Annotated in this window: 13 protein-coding genes and 1 pseudogene; 4 read left to right on the forward strand and 10 right to left on the reverse strand. The window is 70.7% G+C overall.

What is annotated here, in order from left to right:
* Nucleotides 1-22 precede the first annotated feature (22 nt).
* Nucleotides 23-376 (reverse strand): annotated as a pseudogene (locus QQM39_RS20985) (TetR/AcrR family transcriptional regulator).
* Between the two features lie 829 nt (nt 377-1,205).
* On the opposite strand from QQM39_RS20985, the gene QQM39_RS46235 reads away from it, so the two are divergent.
* The gene (locus QQM39_RS46235; protein WP_367668957.1) at nt 1,206-1,382 is read left to right on the forward strand and encodes a hypothetical protein; all 177 of its coding nucleotides are present in this window, start codon (nt 1,206-1,208) and stop codon (nt 1,380-1,382) included.
* A gap of 20 nt (nt 1,383-1,402) precedes the next feature.
* Here QQM39_RS46235 and QQM39_RS20990 read toward each other — a convergent pair whose 3' ends face one another.
* Entirely contained in the window at nt 1,403-1,735 is a 333-nt protein-coding gene (locus QQM39_RS20990) for a hypothetical protein (RefSeq protein WP_301998748.1), read from the reverse strand.
* A gap of 183 nt (nt 1,736-1,918) precedes the next feature.
* Here QQM39_RS20990 and QQM39_RS20995 point away from each other — a divergent pair, with 183 nt between their 5' ends.
* Entirely contained in the window at nt 1,919-5,137 is a 3,219-nt protein-coding gene (locus QQM39_RS20995) for a BTAD domain-containing putative transcriptional regulator (protein ID WP_301998750.1), read from the forward strand.
* Between the two features lie 596 nt (nt 5,138-5,733).
* Here the strand turns inward: QQM39_RS20995 and QQM39_RS21000 are convergent.
* The 5 genes from QQM39_RS21000 to QQM39_RS21020 form a co-directional block, all read right to left on the reverse strand.
* Nucleotides 5,734-5,970: a helix-turn-helix transcriptional regulator gene (locus tag QQM39_RS21000; protein WP_301998751.1), complete on the reverse strand. Its 237-nt coding sequence runs from the start codon at nt 5,968-5,970 to the stop codon at nt 5,734-5,736.
* Nucleotides 5,970-6,554, reverse strand: a complete 585-nt coding sequence (locus QQM39_RS21005; RefSeq protein WP_301998753.1) for a DUF2975 domain-containing protein — start codon at nt 6,552-6,554, stop codon at nt 5,970-5,972. Before QQM39_RS21005 ends, QQM39_RS21000 begins: the two co-directional genes overlap by 1 nt.
* A gap of 428 nt (nt 6,555-6,982) precedes the next feature.
* Nucleotides 6,983-8,044: an ABC transporter ATP-binding protein gene (locus tag QQM39_RS21010; protein WP_301998755.1), complete on the reverse strand. Its 1,062-nt coding sequence runs from the start codon at nt 8,042-8,044 to the stop codon at nt 6,983-6,985.
* Nucleotides 8,041-9,531 carry an iron ABC transporter permease gene (locus tag QQM39_RS21015; RefSeq protein ID WP_302003660.1) on the reverse strand — a complete coding sequence of 497 codons (1,491 nt, stop codon included), beginning with the start codon at nt 9,529-9,531 and terminating at the stop codon, nt 8,041-8,043. Before QQM39_RS21015 ends, QQM39_RS21010 begins: the two co-directional genes overlap by 4 nt.
* Before the next feature lie 171 nt (nt 9,532-9,702).
* Nucleotides 9,703-10,749 carry an iron ABC transporter substrate-binding protein gene (locus QQM39_RS21020; RefSeq protein WP_301998757.1) on the reverse strand — a complete coding sequence of 349 codons (1,047 nt, stop codon included), beginning with the start codon at nt 10,747-10,749 and terminating at the stop codon, nt 9,703-9,705.
* A 256-nt stretch (nt 10,750-11,005) separates the two neighbouring features.
* Here QQM39_RS21020 and QQM39_RS21025 point away from each other — a divergent pair, with 256 nt between their 5' ends.
* Nucleotides 11,006-13,603, forward strand: a complete 2,598-nt coding sequence (locus QQM39_RS21025) for an AMP-binding protein (protein ID WP_301998758.1) — start codon at nt 11,006-11,008, stop codon at nt 13,601-13,603.
* A gap of 940 nt (nt 13,604-14,543) precedes the next feature.
* Here QQM39_RS21025 and QQM39_RS21030 read toward each other — a convergent pair.
* Both QQM39_RS21030 and QQM39_RS21035 read right to left on the reverse strand, forming a co-directional pair.
* On the reverse strand, nt 14,544-15,008 hold the full coding sequence (locus tag QQM39_RS21030) for an ABA4-like family protein (protein ID WP_301998760.1): 465 nt from the start codon (nt 15,006-15,008) through the stop codon (nt 14,544-14,546).
* Nucleotides 15,005-15,922, reverse strand: a complete 918-nt coding sequence (locus tag QQM39_RS21035) for a hypothetical protein (RefSeq protein WP_302003661.1) — start codon at nt 15,920-15,922, stop codon at nt 15,005-15,007. The genes QQM39_RS21030 and QQM39_RS21035 overlap by 4 nt, the downstream gene beginning before the upstream one ends.
* Before the next feature lie 222 nt (nt 15,923-16,144).
* On the opposite strand from QQM39_RS21035, the gene QQM39_RS21040 reads away from it, so the two are divergent.
* Nucleotides 16,145-16,798 carry a MerR family transcriptional regulator gene (locus QQM39_RS21040; protein ID WP_301998762.1) on the forward strand — a complete coding sequence of 218 codons (654 nt, stop codon included), beginning with the start codon at nt 16,145-16,147 and terminating at the stop codon, nt 16,796-16,798.
* A gap of 475 nt (nt 16,799-17,273) precedes the next feature.
* On the opposite strand, the gene QQM39_RS21045 is transcribed toward QQM39_RS21040, so the two are convergent.
* Complete coding sequence (locus tag QQM39_RS21045) at nt 17,274-17,846, reverse strand: DM13 domain-containing protein (protein WP_301998764.1); 573 nt, start codon at nt 17,844-17,846, stop codon at nt 17,274-17,276.
* Nucleotides 17,847-17,951: the final 105 nt, after the last annotated feature.

Below are 17,951 nucleotides of genomic sequence, written 5' to 3' on the forward strand. Positions count from 1 at the left end.
ATCGCCCGTCCAGAAAACTCCCTCACCTCCCGGCACCCGAGGGAAGCCCGATGGCCGTAAGCGTGTTGCCGAGCATGCCGCAAGCGAAGAAGCTTGCGGTCTCGTCGGCATCGGCGCCCAGCGACAGGTGCACGGTTTCCCAGATCCTCATCCAGCCGGCCCGGACGACCTCACCGATCAGGTCATCGCCCTGCGCCTCGGCGGCCGCCCTCTCGAAAGCCAGGCGGGTGTCGTCCATGCTCCGCACCAGAGCGGCGACGAAGATCGCCTTCTAGTCCGGGAAGAGCCGGAAGAGATACGGCTGCGTGACGCCCACCCGCTTGGCGATCGCCGCGGTGGAGGTGCCGTGGTAGCCCGTGCGCGCGAACTCGGCGATCGCCGGTTGACGGGGCCGAGGAGCACACCTTTCTGATCAGGGGCGGAGGTAGGGCGGATCACCTGCTCGTCGCCCTTCACCAGCCGGCGGACGAGCTCCCTGCGCTGTCGACGAAGTCGTACCGCAGGACCGGCGCGTACTCGGGGTAGCGCCTCGGGGGTGGCGTATTCGATCAGCGACTTGTGCGTTCTCTGTAGCGTCCGTCCGGACGTGGTGCGCGTCATTGCACTCGGCGCGCACAAAGTGGGGGGGAGGCTTGGTCCGCATCACCATCGGTTCTGACGAGCAGGACGACACCGGCGGAGTTCCGGCGGGAGGTGGAGGCGCTCAGTCTCCAGAGCCGTGGCGAACCAGGCGCGAGGGATCATCGAGCTCGCGCTGGGCCAGAATCGCAGCGCTGAACCTTGCGGTGGCATACGCCACCTGGCGTGCGGCGCGTCCTTCCGCGCCCGCGGTGACCATGGTCACCGCGTACTGCTCCGAGCAGCTCGCGCGGGCGACAGCGGTGCCCAGCAGGTCCGGAGACACGGGCAACCCCGGCAAGGGACTACAGACGCCGGCACCGGCACGGCGGCGAACGCCGGCACGTCGGGCAACGGGAATCCCGGCAACGGCCCCGGGAGCGCCGGCAATACGGCCCGCAACGGCCAAGCAAGCGGCAGGAAGGGCGAGTAGCGCCCGCGCCCATCGGCCGGACCGCTCGCCGTTCGCGGCGTGACGGTCTCGTTCGCCCGTCGTGGTGCCCGCGTACCTCACGTGAGCCGGTACGAAGCATGTTCCTGTGACGCTTGCGGCGTCCATTTCGATCTGTCGGTCATGCACAGGAAGCATGAGAGATGGCGGAGATGTGACGTCCTTCCCCGGACGCGGCGGAGGTGATGAATCCCGGAGGTTTCGGGTGCGACCGTTCACCCTCAACTACGCCCGCTCCAGGGCGCTTCCGACCATGGTGACGCCCTACCGATTCGACGAGTCGCTTCAACTGACGGCAACACCGGGCCCGTGACTTCAGAAACAGTTCGTGGTTCATCGGCCGGCGATGACGACCTGCCCCCTCCGGCGCTCGGCGCGGAGTACGGCGCGGGCCGCCGCGAGAATTTCCTCGTCCGTTTCCACGCCGGAGCCCGTCAGGACGTGGATCAGCCGGGTGTGCCACACATCGGGATCCGCCTCGTACGCGTCCAGTACGCGTACGGCGTAGCCACCCACACCGTTGCCGCCGCCGGTCCCGCCCAGCCGTCGGCGGACCGCCACCCTGAGCGTGGTGTACAGGTCGTGGACGGCTCCGCGTACGGAATCCGTGAGTCCGGGCGCCGCCCCTGTGGCCAGCGCGACGGCCACCAACTCCACTTCGGTCACGGGACCCCCTTCAGTTGTGCGGGTTGTGCGATGTCATGGCCCTCACCATGGCCGGGGGTGCTGCAATGACGATGAATTTCCGATGGTGTGCGGAGGCGGAGGCTTCAGGTGGACGGCGGATCTCCAGAGCTGCTGCGGTTCGAGGTGCTCGGACCGTTACGGGCATGGCGGGGCGGAACTCCAGTGGATCTGGGACCCGTCAAGCGCCAGACCGTGCTGGCCGCGCTGCTGCTCCGCCAAGGGGCCGTGGTCGGCCATGACCAACTGCTCGACTCGGTGTGGGGTTCGGAGCCGCCCGCGGGTGGTCGCAAGGTGTTGCCGACTCACGTCAACTCGCTGCGCAGGGCGCTCGATCCGGAAGGCACCCGGCCCACGGAGTCGGTGATCCGCAGCGGCAAGGGCTGGTACCGCTTCGTGGCCGAGGGCGTCCGGCTCGACACGGCGGACCTGGCCGAGCGGGCCGACGAGGCGCTGCACACCCTGGCGTCCGGCGACCTGGCCACCGCGACCGACCAGTTCGCCGCTGCCGTCGAGCTGTTCCGGGGAGAGCCCCTGGCCAACCTGCCGGGACCCTTCGCGCAGGGCGAGCGGCGGCGGTTGCTGGAGCGTCGGCGGGTGCTCCGACAGGAGCGGCTCAAGTGCCTTCTTCTGCTACGGCGGTTCGGCGACGCCCTCGACGACTTCGACGGCCTGTCCGCGTCCGACCTCTACGACGAGTCCCTGGTGGCCCTGCGCATGCGGGCCCTGTACGGCGTCGGACGTCAGGCGGAAGCGCTCAAGGCCTATGAGGGCATGCGCCGACGACTGCGCGACGAACTCGGAACCAGTCCCCGTGAGGAACTTCGCCGGGTGCACGAAGCGGTGCTGCGCCAGGACGACACCTACCTCCTCCCTCCCCCGCCTCCTCCCCCCAAGCCACGCGAGAGCACTTCGAGCGCACCCGCCGAACTGCCCCATGACGCGGCGGGGTTCGCCGGCCGAACCGACGAACTCGTCAGACTCCACCGGCTGCTTCCATCCGAGCGGGAGCCGGGACGGGCGGGCACCGTGGTCATCTCCGCCATCGGCGGCGCCGCCGGCATCGGCAAGACCGCGCTGGCCGTGCACTGGGCACATCAGGTACGCGACCGTTTCCCTGACGGCCAGCTCTACATCAACCTGCACGGCTTCGACTACGACCGCAGCCCCCTCGAACCCGGCGAGGCCCTTGAACTGCTGCTGCGCAGCCTGGGGCTCGCGGCGTCGGAGATCCCCGCGAACCACGAGGCCCAGGGCCGTGTGTTCCGGACCCTGCTGGCAGGCCGGCGCATGTTCGTCCTGCTGGACAACGCGGCCTCCGCCGAGCAGGTACGTCCGCTGCTCCCGGGCAGCGCGACCTGCTGCGTCGTCGTCACCAGCCGCAACCGCCTCGGCGACCTCATCGCCCGCGACGGGGCCCACGCCCTGCGTCTGGACCTTCTTCAGCCGGACGAGGCCCGCGCACTGCTGAGCCGGGCCCTCGGTGCGGACCGGGTCGACGCCGACGACATGGCCGTAGACGAGCTGATCCGGTTGTGCGGCAGTCTTCCGCTGGCCCTGCGCGTGGCCGCTGCCAGGCTCGCGGGCGATCCGGCCCTGCGGACGGCTGACCTCGTCGCCGAGATGACCGAGGGCAACAGGCTGGAGGCACTGGAGCCGGACGGTGACGCCGGCTCTCCTTTGCGTACGGCCTTTTCGGTGTCGTATCGCGTCCTGTCACCCGGTGCGCGCCGACTGTTCCGGCTGCTCGGCCTGTTCCCGGGGGCGGAGTTCACGGTCGAGGCCGCGGCGGCTCTTCTTGACGTATCGCTGTCGCGGGCCCGGCGGCTGCTCGGTGCGCTGGCCGCGGCGCATCTGATCGAAGCCCCGACGGCGGGCCGGTACCGGTTCCATGATCTGCTTCGTGAGTACGCGCAGGAGCGTGCGCAGGTGGAAGAGGCGGTGGCGGATCGCGAAGCCGCGTTGAAACGCGTCCTGCTCCGGTACCTGCACACCACTCGTGCCGTCGCCGGCACCTGGCACTTCCCGGAACTGCCCGACGACCTCGCATCCGGTGATCAAGCGGGCTCGTTGTCGGCTACCGAAGCCGGACGGTGGCTGGAGGCCGAGCGGGCGAATCTGCTCGCCGTCATCAACCATGCCGCCCACTACGGTCCCCGCCCCGTCGCCTGGCACCTGGTCTCCGCACTGTTCGGCTACTTCTGGCTTCATCTGCCGCGGGCGACGTGGCAGGCCCTTGCACGGACTGCGCTGGACGCGGCCGTGGCCGAGGGCGACCTGTTCGGCCAGGCAGCCATGCACCACAGCCTCGCGGTGATCCAGTGGGACTGGGGTCATGTCAGGGAGGCGGCGGATCACAACACGCGCGAACTGGCGATCAGCCGGGAGCTCGACTGGCGGACAGGAAAGGCCGGTGCTCTGGGCGTCGGAGGCTTCTTGGAATGGAGCATGGCGCGTCTCGACAGAGCGCACGAGGGTCTCACCGCCGGTCTGCTGATCACCCGTGAAACCGGGAACCGTTACCTCGAAGCGTTCGGGCTGAACGGCCTCGGTATGGTCTCCCGGGACCTGGGCCGACTGCGGGAGGCCGCGGACCACCTCGAACTGGTCGTCCGCCGCAATGCGGGAATCAGCTGGTGGGACGACAGCCTGGCGTTGCAGATTCTGGGCTGGGTCTACTGGGAACTCGGCCGTCTCAGTGACGGGCTGCGCGTCCTCGGCCCCAAGGTGGCCACTGACGACCGGGGCGGATACCGCAACGGCCGCGCGATGATGCTCGATGCCGTCGCAAAGATCAACGTCGAACTCGGGCACCACGACAAGGCGTTGGCACAGACCGACCGCGCCCTCGCCATGGTGAGGGACCTGGGACGGCCCTGGATTCAGGCCGGCATCCTCAACACGGTCGCCGCTGCCCACCGACGTCTGGCCCACTTCGACCGCTCCCTCGATGCCGACACGCAAGCCCTCGCGCTGGCCCAGAAGGCAAGATTCAAACGAGCCGAGGCGGACAGCGTCCTGGGGCTGTCCCTCACCCACCAGCAGCTGGGCCACCACGAAGAGGCCCGCAGTCATGCCGAGCAAGCACTGTGCCTGGCCCGTGAGTACGGGTTCGGTGTGGTGGAGGGCCAGGCCCTGACCGTCCTGTGTCGCACGGCGGAGGCCGGGTCCGCGGACGCCGCAGCCGTCGCCCTCGGTCGAGAGGCCCTGGCCGTACACCGCGAAACCGGACACCGCCTCGGCGAAGCCCGCACCCTCATGGCCCTCGCCCGCGCCCACCGGAAGACCGACCCCGCTGCCGCCGAACTGATGAAGCGGCAGGCACGGGACATCTTCTCGGACGTCGGCGTACCCGAGACGGAGTACGAGGACCTCGACCGGTGACGCCTCCGCGGCCGAGCTCGTCAGTCCCGTTCACGCCGGAGCCAGGACACGTGCTCCGGCCCATAGCGGCAGGCGGAAGACCGAGTTCCGGGCGTCGCGGGCGGGCTCCATGCCGACCCCGCGCCGAAGGCACCGAAGTGGGGCACGACGTACTCCCAGACGACGTCGCCGTCCGGCGTGACCTCGAAGAGGCGGCCGAAGGGGCCTTCGACGGCTCTCCCACTCGGCGACGGTGCGCGGCGCGCCACCGAGGTGCTCGACGAAAGCGCGCGTGGCGGGAAGTGCGACGGAAGTACAACAGCAGGTCACTCCAAGGCCGTTCGCAGCGGTCGACGCTGTGGACAACGGCGGCCTGGCCCGTCACGCGTCGCTCGTCGGCTGCCTCTCCGAGTACGGAGTCCTCGACGCGCTCGAACTACCCGAGACCTGTGGCGCTGTGGTTGCCGCCGTCGGCCACCTCGGCCCGAAGCGCGTTGTCGGCGAGCGGAAGCGGCGGATAGCGGCAGCGAGATCAGCGATGAGCCTCCGCCCACTTGAGTGCTCACGCTGGTCGTGGGCAGGAGTCTGCGGAGGAGATCGGCTGTGAGAGAGGTCGGCTATGGCCCCGGCTCGGCGGGGTCGTGGGTGATCAGGTCTCCCGGCTGGCACCGGAGGACATCGCAGATCCTCGACAGGGTCGAGAAGCGGATGGCCTTGGCCCGTCCGTTTTTCAGTACGGACAGGTTGACGACGGTGATACCCACTTGCGCGGCCAGCTCGGTAAGGGTCATGCCGCGCTCGGCGAGAAGGCGGTCGAGGTGGATCCGGATCGCGTGAGGTTCCTCTTCGGACATCAGATGGTCCCTTCGAGGTCCTCTCGCATGCGCACGCCCTCGCGCATGATCTTCCCCATGATCACCGCGGCGAGGCCGGCGAGGACGAGCACCAGCGGCCCGGAGACCGCAGGGCCAGAACCGACGATCGGCGCCATGCTCCCGACGAGCCAGGATCGCGACCAGCCGGCGGTGAGGCCGGCCAGCGGCGTACCCACGGCGACGAACCAGCCGAGAACGGAGAGCCGTTGCGCCACCGCCTCGGTGAACGGCCCCTGCAGCAGGACGGCCTTCAGCAGTCGGGAGAAGAGCAGCAGCGCGAGCGCACCGAACAGCAGCCAGGGCAGTTCGCCCCCGAGATCGGCGGCGCGCTGCCCCACAGAGGGACTGTCCTGGCACAGGCGCGTGGCGCTGCTGGACACCTCCACGCCCGCGCCCACCGGCAGTGAGTCCGCCAGCGAGGCGTTGCGCCAGAAGTCCGTCTGCACGCAGACCGCCCCGTCGTCGAGCATGTGCGTGGCCCCCGTGCCTATGAAGGCGAGTCCGCAGAGCACCGCCAGCGCAGAGGTCACCGAGGCCAGGGCCCTCGTGAGTCGCGTGTCCATCTCATCCACCCCATCGATTTTCGATATGCTCAAGGCTAGCGGAGCATATCGATATTCGACAAGTTCATGGCTGCCGACGAGACCGGCCAAGCGGGCCGACAGGCCGAGGTGGCACGCACTGCCCCCGCGTGCGCATCCGCGATTGCGCACCTGAGCAGACCTTCGAGTCGACGCAGTCCGAACTCAATGTGGGCGGCGTGCACTCCGCCTTGCCACTCCCCGCTGCGCCGTGCCCTCCGCGTGCCCATAAGAGCGGACAACTACGGTCAACAGCGGTACAGCCAAGCCTTGCGACCCGCCATCACGGCGGTATCTCTGCAATTCGGGCGTGTGCCCGCGAAGCCTCCCGGGGCGACACCGTTCGGCTCGAAGGTGTCCGAGATCCGCAATTCTCCGATGCCGTAGAGCAAGGACGTCAGAGAACGCCGCTATGCGTGAAGGCCCGCCTCTCCCACCACACGGATGCCCGTCTCCTCCCCGGGACGGACCGCGAGCGGGCCCGCGACGCGGATGGCGACCGGGATGCCGTGGCCCTCGACCGCCACGGTGACCATGGCGTCGTGGCCGTAGTAGCAGACGTCGGTCACCGTGCCCCTGACCGCGCCCTCGCTGTCCACGTCGGTCAGCCGGAGCTGTTCCGGACGGAGCAGGACCGTGCCGGCGCGCACGCCGCCCGGCGGGGTGGCGAGGGGCACGGGGCCCAGGACGGTCCGGGCCGTGCCGTCGCTGTCGTTGTCGATGGTGCCGGGGAGCAGGACGGCGTCGCCGACGAAGTCGGCGATCCAGGGGTCGGCGGGGCGGCGGTAGAGGTCCTGTGGGGTGGCGCACTGGGCGACCCGGCCGTCCCGTACGACGGCGACGAGGTCAGCGGTGGACAGGGCCTCCTGCTGGTCGTGGGTGACGAGGACCGCCGTGGCGCCGGTCGTCCGCAGCGCGGCCCGTACGTCGGACCGCACTCCCGTCCGCAGCGCGCTGTCGAGGGCGTTGAACGGCTCGTCCAGAAGCACGAGTCGGGGGCGCGGGGCGAGCGCGCGGGCCAGCGCGACGCGCTGTTGCTGACCGCCGGACAGTTCGTGCGGCATGCGGTCGCCGTATCCGGCGAGGCCGACCAGTTCCAGCAACTCCTCTGTGCGGCGCCGCCGTTCGGCCCGGTCGAGGCCCTTCAGCCCGAAGGCGACGTTGCGGGCCACGCTCAGATGCGGGAAGAGGGCGCCCTCCTGGGGCACGATGCCGATACGGCGGCGCTCCGGCGGCAGATGGACGCCCGGCCCGGCAAGCACCCGGTCGCCGAGCCGGACCGTGCCCGCGTCGGCGCGCAGGAACCCGGCGACGATCCGCAGCATGGTGGTCTTGCCGCAGCCGGAGGGGCCGAGTACGGCGGCCAACGCGCCTGCCGGGACGGTGAGTTGCAGTTCCCGCAGGACCGGCTCTCCGGCCCCCGCTCCGGCTCCGTAGGACTTGGTGAGTCCTTCCACGTGCAGTTCGTTCATGTCCGGTGCCTGCCTAGGAGGTACGAGGGGACGGCGGCCAGCAGGATCAGCGCGGCGGCGTAGGGGGCGGCCGCCGCGAAGGATCCGGCGCCGGTCTCGGTCCACAGCCGGGTGGCGAGGGTGTCCATGCCGGTGGGGCGCAGCAGCAGGGTCGCGGGGAGTTCCTTCATGCAGACCACGAAGGTGAGCGCGGCCCCGGCGGCCACTCCGGGTGCGGCCAGCGGGACGGTCACCTCGCGCAATACCTGCCAGGGCCGTCGCCCGAGCGAGCGGGCCACGTCCTCCAGGACGGGCGGTGCCTGGAGCACGGCCGCACGGGTGGCGGCCACCGCGACCGGCAGGAAGAGGACCGCGTACGCGCAGACCAGCAGCGGGAGTTGCTGGTAGAGCGGGTAGGCGTAGCGCACGGCGAAGAACACCAGCGCGAGGGCGACCGTGATGCCGGGCAGCGCGTGCCCCGCGTACGCCGCCTGCTCCAGCAGGCGGGCGCCACGGCCCCGGTGCCGGGCGGCGATCACCCCGACCGGCAGGGCGAGGACCGTGGTGAGGCCCGCGCCCGCCGCCGCGACCCCGAAGGTGCCCCAAGCGGTCTCCGCGAGCCCGCCCAGGTCCCAGGTGGCCGAGGTGCCGACGGCGAGCCAGTAGCCGAGGGTGCCCAGCGGGAAGGCCACGGCGACGGCCGTGACCGCGGCGCACCACAGCAGGGCGAGTGGCCGCCACCGGCCGAGGCCGATCGGAACCGCCGGGCGGGCGGTCCCCGTTCCGGTTCTGGCGTGCCCGGCGCGGCCCCGGGTGCGGGCCTCGGCGGCGACCAGGGCGACCGTCATGACCACCAGGACGACGCTGAGCGCGGCAGCCGGGGTGCGGTCGAAGGAGGCGCGGTAGGAGGTGTGGATGGCCCGGGTGAAGGTGTCGTAGCGCATCAGCGAGACCGCGCCGAAGTCGGAGAGCACGTACAGCGCGACGAGCAGTGCCCCGCCCGCGGCCGCCGGTCGCAGCTGCGGGAGCGTGACGCGGACGAACGTCCCCAGCGGGCCGTGGCCGAGGGAACGCGCGGCCTCCTCCTGCGCCGGGTCGATGCCCCGCAGCGCGGCGGCGACCGGCAGATGGACGTACGGGAAGCTGACCAGCGTCAGGGCGAGGGCGGCCCCGCCGAAGCCGGCCAGCCCCGGCTCGGCCGACAGCCAGGCGAACGCGGCCACGTAACTCGGCACCGCGAGCGGCAGCGTGGCCAGCACCGACCAGGCGCGGGCGCCGGGCAGCGCGGTGCGCACGGTCAGCCAGGCCAGGGAGACTCCCAGGACCAGGCACGCCGCCACGACCACCGCGGTCAGGCCGAGGCTGCGGCCGAGGAGGTCGAGCGTCCGCTCGTCGGCGACGACGTCCCAGGCGAAGGCCGGGCCGCGTTCCAGGGCGCGGACGGCGAGGTAGCCGAGGGGCAGCAGGGCGAACAGGGCGGCGACGCAGGCGGGAATCAGCAGGATCAGGGGCGGTCTGCGGTCGGGCGTGCGGGCCTTGACCGGCGTACGCGGTGCCCTGACCGGCGTACGGAACGAGCGAGACGTACGGCCCCCGGTTGCCTCGCGCACGTGCTCGTCCCCGGCCGGTGCCGGGGCTCCGGTCGGGCGCGAGGCGGACGGCGATGTGGGCACGACGGGTCAGACCAGTCCGACGTCCTGGAGCATGGCCAGCGTCTCCCGGAGGGACTCCAGCTCGCCGAGGTCGATGTCGGGCGATTCGAGCGAGTCGAACGCCGGCAGGCCCTCGACGGTGCTGGTGACGCCCGCGGCCAGCGGGTACTCCTTCGTGGTGTCCGCGAAGTAGGTCTGTGCCTCCTTCGACAGCAGATAGTCCACGGCCTTCTGGGCGGTCGCGCTCTGCCCGCTGTCCTTGAGGATGCCGGCGCCGGCGACGTTGATCAGCGCGCCGGGGTCCTTGCCGGGCAGGAAGTGCAGCTCGGAGTCGATCTTGTCCTCGCCCTTCTCGGCGACGCGCTCGTACCAGTAGTAGTGGTTGACCAGGCCGAGGGAGACCTCCCCGGCCTCGACGGCGTCCAGGGTGGCGAGGTTGTGGGCGTAGGTCTTGGCGCCGTTCGCCTTCAGGTCCTGAAGCCACTTGCGGGTGACGTCGTCGCCCTTCAGCACGCGCATGCCGGTGACGAACGCCTGGAAGGAGGCGTTGGTGGGCGCGAAGCCGACCTTGCCCTTCCACTCCGGCTCGACGACGTCGAAGACGCTGTCCGGGACCTTGCCCTCGGCGACCTTGTCCGGGTTGTAGGCGATCACGCGGACGCGCCCCGAGAGACCGACCCAGTCGCCGCCGGAGCCGCGGTACGCCTCGTCGACCTCGTCGAGGGTGGCCGAAGGCAGCTTCTGCAGCATGCCTTCCTTGGACAGGGCACCCAGCGCGCCCGCGTCCTGCGAGAAGAACAGCCCAGCCTTCGTGCGGTCGCCCTCCTCCAGGATCTGCGCGGCCAGTTCCGCACTGTCGCCGTAGCGCACCTCGACCTTGGCGCCCACGGCCTGCTCCAGCTTGTCCAGCAGCGGCTTGACCAGCTTCTCGTTGCGGCCGGAGTAGATGACGAGGGCGGAGTCGCCGCCCTCGCCCCCGCTGTCCTTGTCGTCGGAGCCGCACGCCGCGAGGGCGGGGAGCAACAGGCCGGCCGCAACCAGCGCAGTGATCCGGCGAACCGAGGGGCGTCGCATGGTGTGTGCCTTCCTACGGGGCTCGCCTTCACGCAGCCGGGCATGTCGGTGCGGAGCGAGGGGCGATGCGATCTGTGACTTTCCTGTGGCTTGATTATGACCATGCTATGAATAAGGTAAAGCTCACCTAACCGTCAAGGGTTCTGTGCTAGCAGCGGACGTTGCCGCGGAAAGGGCGCGCCCCGTGATCCACCTCTCCGGATCCGTCCCGGCACCCGCCGTCCCGAACTCGCCCCCGAGGCCGTGGCCGAAAACCGTGCCGTTCACGCGCGGACTCGCGGCGTACGGGGACCGCGTCGCGCTCATCACGCCGGACGGAGACCTGTCGTATCGCGAACTGGCCGAACGGGTGACCGCCACCGCCGCGCGCCTCGGGCCGACACGGCGGCTGGTGCTGCTGGCCGGCGCCAACCGCGCCGACGCGCTCGTCACGCACCTGGCCGCCCTCTCCGCCGGGCACCCCGTCCTGCTCGTCCCCGGCGACAGCGAGAACACCATCCGCTCACTGACCGAGGCGTACGCCCCCGACGTCGTGGCCCGCCCGCACACCGACGGAACCTGGAGCCTCGACGAACGTCACCCCGGCAGCGCCCACACCCTCCACCCGGACCTCGCCCTGCTGCTGAGCACATCCGGCTCGACCGGCTCGCCCAAGCTGGTGCGGCTCTCCCACGAGAACCTTCAGGCGAACGCCGAGTCCATCGCCCTGTATCTCGGCATCGACGACACCGACCGCGCGGCCACCACGCTGCCCATGCACTACTGCTACGGCCTCTCCGTCATCCACAGCCACCTGCTGCGCGGCGCCGGCCTGATCCTCACCGAGCGGTCGGTGTCCGACGCCGCCTTCTGGGAGGAGTTCCGCGCCACGCGCGGCACCTCGCTCGCCGGGGTGCCGTACACGTTCGACCTGCTCGACCGGATCGGCTTCGAGCGGATGGAGCTGCCGCACCTGCGCCGCGTCACCCAGGCCGGGGGTCGGCTGGCACCGGAACGGGCGGCGCGCTACGCCGAGTTGGGGCGCCGCTCCGGGTGGCAGTTCTTCGTGATGTACGGCCAGACCGAGGCCACGGCCCGCATGGCCTACCTCCCTCCGCACCTCGCCGCCGAGCGGCCCGAGGCCGTCGGTGTGCCGATACCCGGCGGCTCCTTCCGGCTGAAACCGGTCGACGGCCATGGCCCGGACGTGGGCGAACTGGTCTACTCGGGCCCGAACGTGATGCTCGGTTACGCCGAGAGCCCGACCGACCTCACCCTGGGCCGGACGGTGGAGGAACTGCACACCGGCGACCTCGCCCGGCGCGCGTCCGACGGGCTGTACGAGATCGTGGGCCGCCGCAGCCGCTTCGCGAAGATCCTCGGACTGCGGATCGATCCACAGCAGGTGGAGAGCTTGCTGGCTGCTCATGGGGTCACCGCGTACTGCGCGGGGGACGGCGAGGCGCTGGCGGTGGCCGCACTCGAAGGCGCCGGCCCCGAAGGCGCCGGCCCCGAAGGCGCCGATGACGAGGCGCGGATCCGGCGGCTGGTCGCGGAGCAGTGCGGGCTCCCGGCCCGCGCGATACGGGTCCGGGTGCTCGCCGAACTCCCCCGCCTGACCTCGGGAAAGCCCGACTACGAGGCCGTACGACGGCTGACGCGCCCGGAACAGGAGGAGGCGCCCGGCACCGGTGAGGATCTCCTCCTCCTCTACACGGAGATCCTCGGCCACACCGACGTCACCGAGGACAGCAGCTTCGTCAGCCTGGGCGGCGACTCCCTCTGCTACGTCGAGATGTCCCTGCGCCTGGAGGAGGCGCTGGGCCACCTGCCCACCGACTGGCACACGAGGACGATCCGCGAACTGCGCACGCCGGCCGCACCCGTGGCGGAAGGGCCGCACGGGCAGGGCGGGCCGCAGCCGCGGCGGGCCCGGCCGACACCGGGAGTGCGCACAGCGCTGCGCTCCTGGACGACTCCACAGTCCTGGAGGACCCGCCGCACTCTGGAGACCGGCATCGCCCTGCGCGCGGTCGGGATCGTCCTCATCGTCGGCTCACACGTCCAGATCTTCAGCATCAAGGGCTTCGCCCACATCCTCATCGGCGTCGCGGGCTACAACTTCGCCCGCTTCCAACTGACCGACGCCGCACGCCGCGAGCGCGTACGGCGCCTGTGGCGCAGCATCGCCCGCATCGCGATACCGAGCATGGTGTGGATCACCGGAGCAGTGGTCCTGACCGACTTCTACGACCCCGCCAACGCCCTGCTGCTCAACAGCCTGCTCTCCCAGGGCAACGACCGCTTCGACTGGGCCTACTGGTTCGTGGAGGCCCTGGTCTACTACCTCGTCGTCCTCGCCGCCCTCATGGCCGTACCGCTGCTGGACCGGCTGGAGCGGCGGTATGTGTTCGGGGTGCCGCTGGCGCTCATGGCCGTCGGCCTGGTCGGCCGCTACGCCCTGCCGGGTCTGGCATCCGAACGTCCCCAGCTGAGCCCCTCAGTGGTGTTCTGGCTGTTCGCGCTGGGGTGGGCCGCCGCGCGGGCGGGCACCGTGCGGCAACGGGCCCTGCTCACGGCCGTGCTGCTGCTCACCGTGCCCGGCCTGTTCCAGGACCAGCCCCTGCGCACGGCCCTCGTCATCGCCGGGTTGGGCCTGCTGATCTGGGTGCCGACCCTGCCCAGCATCGGCCCGATCAGCGCGCTCGCGGGCGTCCTGGCGAGCGGTTCCCTGTACATATACCTGACGCACTACCAGGTCTATCCGTACCTCCAGGAGGACTTCCCGCTCACCGCCCTGTTCGCCTCCCTCGCGGTCGGCGTCGGTTACGCGGCGGTCGTGACACGGGCCGCGCGGACGTTCCGGTGGCTGTGACGGCAGCCCTCCGCCATGCCATGGCGTACCCGCGCCTCAGCGGTGCCGTTGCGTCGGCAACGTCATCGCGCGCTCGCGGTCCTTGTCTGGGGAGGCCGGCCACATGCGCCGGCCGAGGCTCACTGCAAGCCTTTGGATCAGTTTCCGGCAGGGACCGGCGTCGAGAAGAGGGGGAGCTGGGGAACCCGTCCGGCGGGGGCGGGGAGGGCGCGGCGGCGAGGTCGGGGCAGACACGCTGGAAGGGCACGCCCGGGGCGATCTCCGCCCATTCCGCGGCGGTGGGGTTCGCCGCGGCGAGACGGCATGCACGGGCGACGGGATCGCGGAGCGTCGCACTGAGTCGCGCGATGTTCCAGCGGATGACGGCGCCCGGGTAGTTGTACGTGGTCAGGTTGGCGCCGTCGGAGGAAACCCCGAGCGCCGACGCCGCTGCGTCCAGTGTGAGCGGCGTGACGAGGTGCGGAGCAGCGGATCCCACACGTCCCAGACGAGCACCTGGGTGCCGGAGCCGCTGCCGGTCGGCAGTCTGCCGTCCTCGCTGAACGAGTAGGGCCCCGAGTCACTGCCGTTCGGGAGCCGGCTCGGGAAGCGGGGCCGTCCGGGGTCGGACACATCGAAGAGGAGACCTCCCTCCTCGCCGTAGTCCGTCGCCAGGAGAGTCCTGCCGTCGGGGGCGAATGCGCGAACAGGACGTCTGGGGTGCTCTCCCCCTTCGTCTTGACGACGCTCAGCTGCCGGGGGCGACCGGCCCGGGAGAGGTCCCACAGGGTGGCCTCGCCCTCCGTGCCGATCGCCATCAGGTCACCTTGGATGGGGAAAGTCGCCGTCCAGACCGGCAGGTGGCGCGCGCTCCAGATCCGCACCACAACGCTGCGACTTGTTGCGGTCGGAACCCACGCCTCCCGAGCGCCGATTGGCACCCACGGATCCCGAGCGCCGATTACGTGGCGCCGTCGGTCACGGTAGCCGCGAGGTCTTCGCGGGGCGCACGCCATGACCTTGCCGCGCGCAGCCCCAGGAACACCAGTAGGCCGAACGGTGACAGCAAGATCGTGAGGACCAGCAGCGGCCCCATCAGCAGGGCGGAGATCCCCAGTCGCCTGGCCTCCCGGTACATCCACTGGCCGATCAGCAGATCCCAGGCGATGACCTGTGCCCAGATGGCCCCCGCTCCGTCCGCGAGGGCCGTCAGATCGCGGAAGGTGTCCAGATCCGGGCTGCGGACCGCGGCCCAGAGCTCGGGGAATACCGGGACCGCCAGGGCGAGATAGACGAGCAGTACGGGCACCACGGTCCACGGTGACACGGCGATGCGGGCGGTCGGCCCCCACCCCGGCGCGAAGATCATGAGCAGCCATACGGGTGCGGCGAGCCAGAAGGAGAGCTCGAAGAGGAATCCGGTCATGCCACGAGATCCTTCGGGGTGGGGGCGTCTTCCGCGCCATTTGCCTTGAGTGGAGAGGGAGTCGGAGCCCTCAGGGATGCGTACGTCCCGAGAGCACCGGCCGCCAGGATCAGTCCGGCCACCCCCAGCGTCGCGCCGTCCGGGTGGATCAGCGGCTGGCCCCGCAACGCCTGCCAGAGAACCAGCGCGAAGGCGGCGGCGTACGTTCCCGAGGCGAGCAGCACCAGGCGCAGCCGTACCCGGTCGTCGGTAAGTCGAGCGAAGCGTGGCCCGAGGGCGGTCAGCACCATGACCAGCAGTGGCAGGAGTTGCAGCGCGTGCATGCCGACGAAGTGCGGGATCCGCAGATCGCCTCCGGTCGTCGACCAGCCGGTCAGCGCCATCGACGGACCGCCGTCCGGCACGCCCACGCTGTGCGCACCGACCACCTTGGAGACACCACGCCGCTGCCCCGGCGCGGGTTGGGTCATCAGGAAGCCGACACCGGCCCCCGCCAGCGCCAGGACGATGCCGGAGCGCATCGCCCAGGCGGACGCACGGTCGGCGATTCGGGCGCGGAGCAGCAGCACGGCGACGGCGAGTGTGCCGAGCCACAGGATCACGACCGTGACGGCCATCGCATTGAACAGCGCCTCGTCGAAGGGTGTTTCGTGGTTGAAGTGGCTGCGCTTCCCGCGCGCCGCCTGCCCGGCGATGATCACCATCTCGACGAGGCTCGCCAGCGCGACGACCGTCCCCGCCCACCAGCCCGCGCGTCGTCCGCTGGGGAGGAGCGACAGCATCCAGGCCAGGGAGAGGCAGTACGCCACGAACGAGACCGAGAACTTGAACGGCTTGAACCAGATCGGCGCACCCGCCAGGACGCGGTCGTCGACGGCGAGTCCCACCGCGGACATGACCGCCATCAGCGCCATCGCCGCCGCGAACAGCACCAGCGGCCGATGCCATGACCGCCATGGCGCCGACGGCGACCACAACGGCGCAGGCCGGGAAGGCGGACGTGAAGAAGACATGGCTACCCCCTAGAAGCGGATAGCGGCACTATCCGCTATCCGATATCCCAACTATCTATGATGGGAGACGGGTCGGCAAGGGCCGGCCGAGCCTCAGGGCGAAGGTCAAGGAGTGAACCGGCAGTGCGTATTGGGGAGTTGAGCCGCAAGACCGGGGTGCCGGTGCCGACGATCAAGTACTACGTCCGTGAGGGCCTGCTGCCTCCGGGCGAGCTGACCAGCCCGAACCAGGCGACCTACGGCGAGGCGCACGAGCGCCGGCTGCAGCTGATCCGAGCCCTGCTCGATGTGGGCGGCATGAAGGTCGCCGAGATCGCGGACGTACTGGCGGCCCTCGACGACCCGGAGCGTCCTCTGCACAAAGTGCTCGGCGCTGCCGCGGACCGCCTCGGCAGCGGGGACATCGAGCATGACGACGCCGAGTCGACGGCCGCCCGGGCCGTCGTCGCCGACCTCATCTCCCGGCGCGGCTGGCGGACGCACGAGTCGAACCCCGCCGCCACCGACCTGTCCAAGGTCCTTGCCGCCATGGGCCGGTTGGGCCACGGGGCGTTCGTCGAAGTGCTCGACGACTACGCCGACGCAGCCGAGCAGGTCGCCCGCGCCGACCTCCGTTACGTGGACCGGCGGGTGGCGGTCGAGGACATGGTGGAGGCCGTGGTGGTCGGGACCGTACTGGGTGAGGCGGTGTTCAACGCGCTGCGGAGGCTGGCCCATGTGGACGCCTCGGCAAAGGTGTACGGCACGGAGGGGCCGCAGGAGCGGAAGACGAGCTGAGCCGACCGCGGCCGGGCAGCTTCCCAGGGCCGAAGTTGCCGAAGGTGAACGGGACGTCGGTACCGTGTCAGGCCCCGTTGGGACCGGCTCCTGCGTAGTCGAAGGTGTACTGCCGCACGCGGGCGCCGGCCCGGTGAGCGTGCTCGGCCAGGTACACCGAGGGCATCACGACGAACCAGCTGCTGAGCGCGTCGTAGAGGGGTGTGTGCCAGGGAGGAGATCCACCGACACACGGCCTCCGTAAGAAGCGGGCATCCTCGCAGGTCAGCGCCGGAGATCGGCCGCTACGGAACCGGCGACCTCTTGACGCCGCCGAGCACGCCTTCGCCGTTGACTCGGCAGACCGTGCCGTACTTGGGATCCAGATGCCGTCCAGCAGCCGGAAGTCGACGGCGACCGTCTGTCCTCGTGGGGTTCTCGTAGTGCGTCCCGACGTACTGTCCTGACGGCCCGCACAGGGACTCACGCCTCCGCGTCAGCCGCGGGCGAGTTCCGCCGCGCCGAAGGAGACGTCGAAGCGGTCGCACCAGATGCTGACGCTGCTGTACCGGGCCGGGTCGATGTCCTCGGGCACGGTGTAGTTCTGGCTGCCTTTGTTGCCCTTGAGCTTGCCGAGGCTGACGTAGGCGCCGTCGTCGAACACGCCCCAGCCGGCCCGGCCTTCCTTGACCGGTGCGTCGGTCAGCCAGACGCGCAGGTCGGGGCCGTTGCTGGTGTCGAGGTTCTCCAGCCGGACGACGTGGGAGCCGTCGGCCAGCCGTACGAGCCTCACCGTGCCGGACGTCGTGTGCTCGTGACTGATCAGCTCGCCGCTCGCCAGCGTCACCGGTCCGGCCGGGGCAGGCGCCGCGGAGGTTTCCCCGGACGGCGGCGCCTCGGCGGGCGTCTTCGAGACGTCCACGGTCACGGGCAGCGCCTCCTGGACCGTCTCGTCCTGCCACAGCTTCCACGGCTGGAACCAGTACAGCCCGAAGCCGACCCCGGCGAGCACCACCACCAGCACGCCGACCATCCACGGCCTGACCATCGCGCGTCGTCCCCGCCCCATAGCGCCCACCTCCTGGGAGTCACCCGTTCTCGCTCCCATTCAACGGACTGAACGGCCGTTCTGGGCTGCCCGGCGGATGACGAAATCCTTACGTCCCGCCGCGGA

This window comes from Streptomyces sp. DT2A-34, from assembly GCF_030499515.1.
Taxonomy (GTDB): Bacteria; Actinomycetota; Actinomycetes; order Streptomycetales; family Streptomycetaceae; genus Streptomyces.

Coding starts and splice junctions, on each gene's coding strand:
- QQM39_RS21005 (WP_301998753.1), bottom strand. CDS start 6,554: ATGGACACGCGACTCACGAGGGCCCTGGCCTCGGTGACCTCTGCGCTG.
- QQM39_RS46235 (WP_367668957.1), top strand. CDS start 1,206: ATGAGAGATGGCGGAGATGTGACGTCCTTCCCCGGACGCGGCGGAGGT.
- QQM39_RS21030 (WP_301998760.1), bottom strand. CDS start 15,008: ATGACCGGATTCCTCTTCGAGCTCTCCTTCTGGCTCGCCGCACCCGTA.
- QQM39_RS21000 (WP_301998751.1), bottom strand. CDS start 5,970: ATGTCCGAAGAGGAACCTCACGCGATCCGGATCCACCTCGACCGCCTT.
- QQM39_RS21035 (WP_302003661.1), bottom strand. CDS start 15,922: ATGGCGCTGATGGCGGTCATGTCCGCGGTGGGACTCGCCGTCGACGAC.
- QQM39_RS21045 (WP_301998764.1), bottom strand. CDS start 17,846: ATGGGGCGGGGACGACGCGCGATGGTCAGGCCGTGGATGGTCGGCGTG.
- QQM39_RS21010 (WP_301998755.1), bottom strand. CDS start 8,044: ATGAACGAACTGCACGTGGAAGGACTCACCAAGTCCTACGGAGCCGGA.
- QQM39_RS21020 (WP_301998757.1), bottom strand. CDS start 10,749: ATGCGACGCCCCTCGGTTCGCCGGATCACTGCGCTGGTTGCGGCCGGC.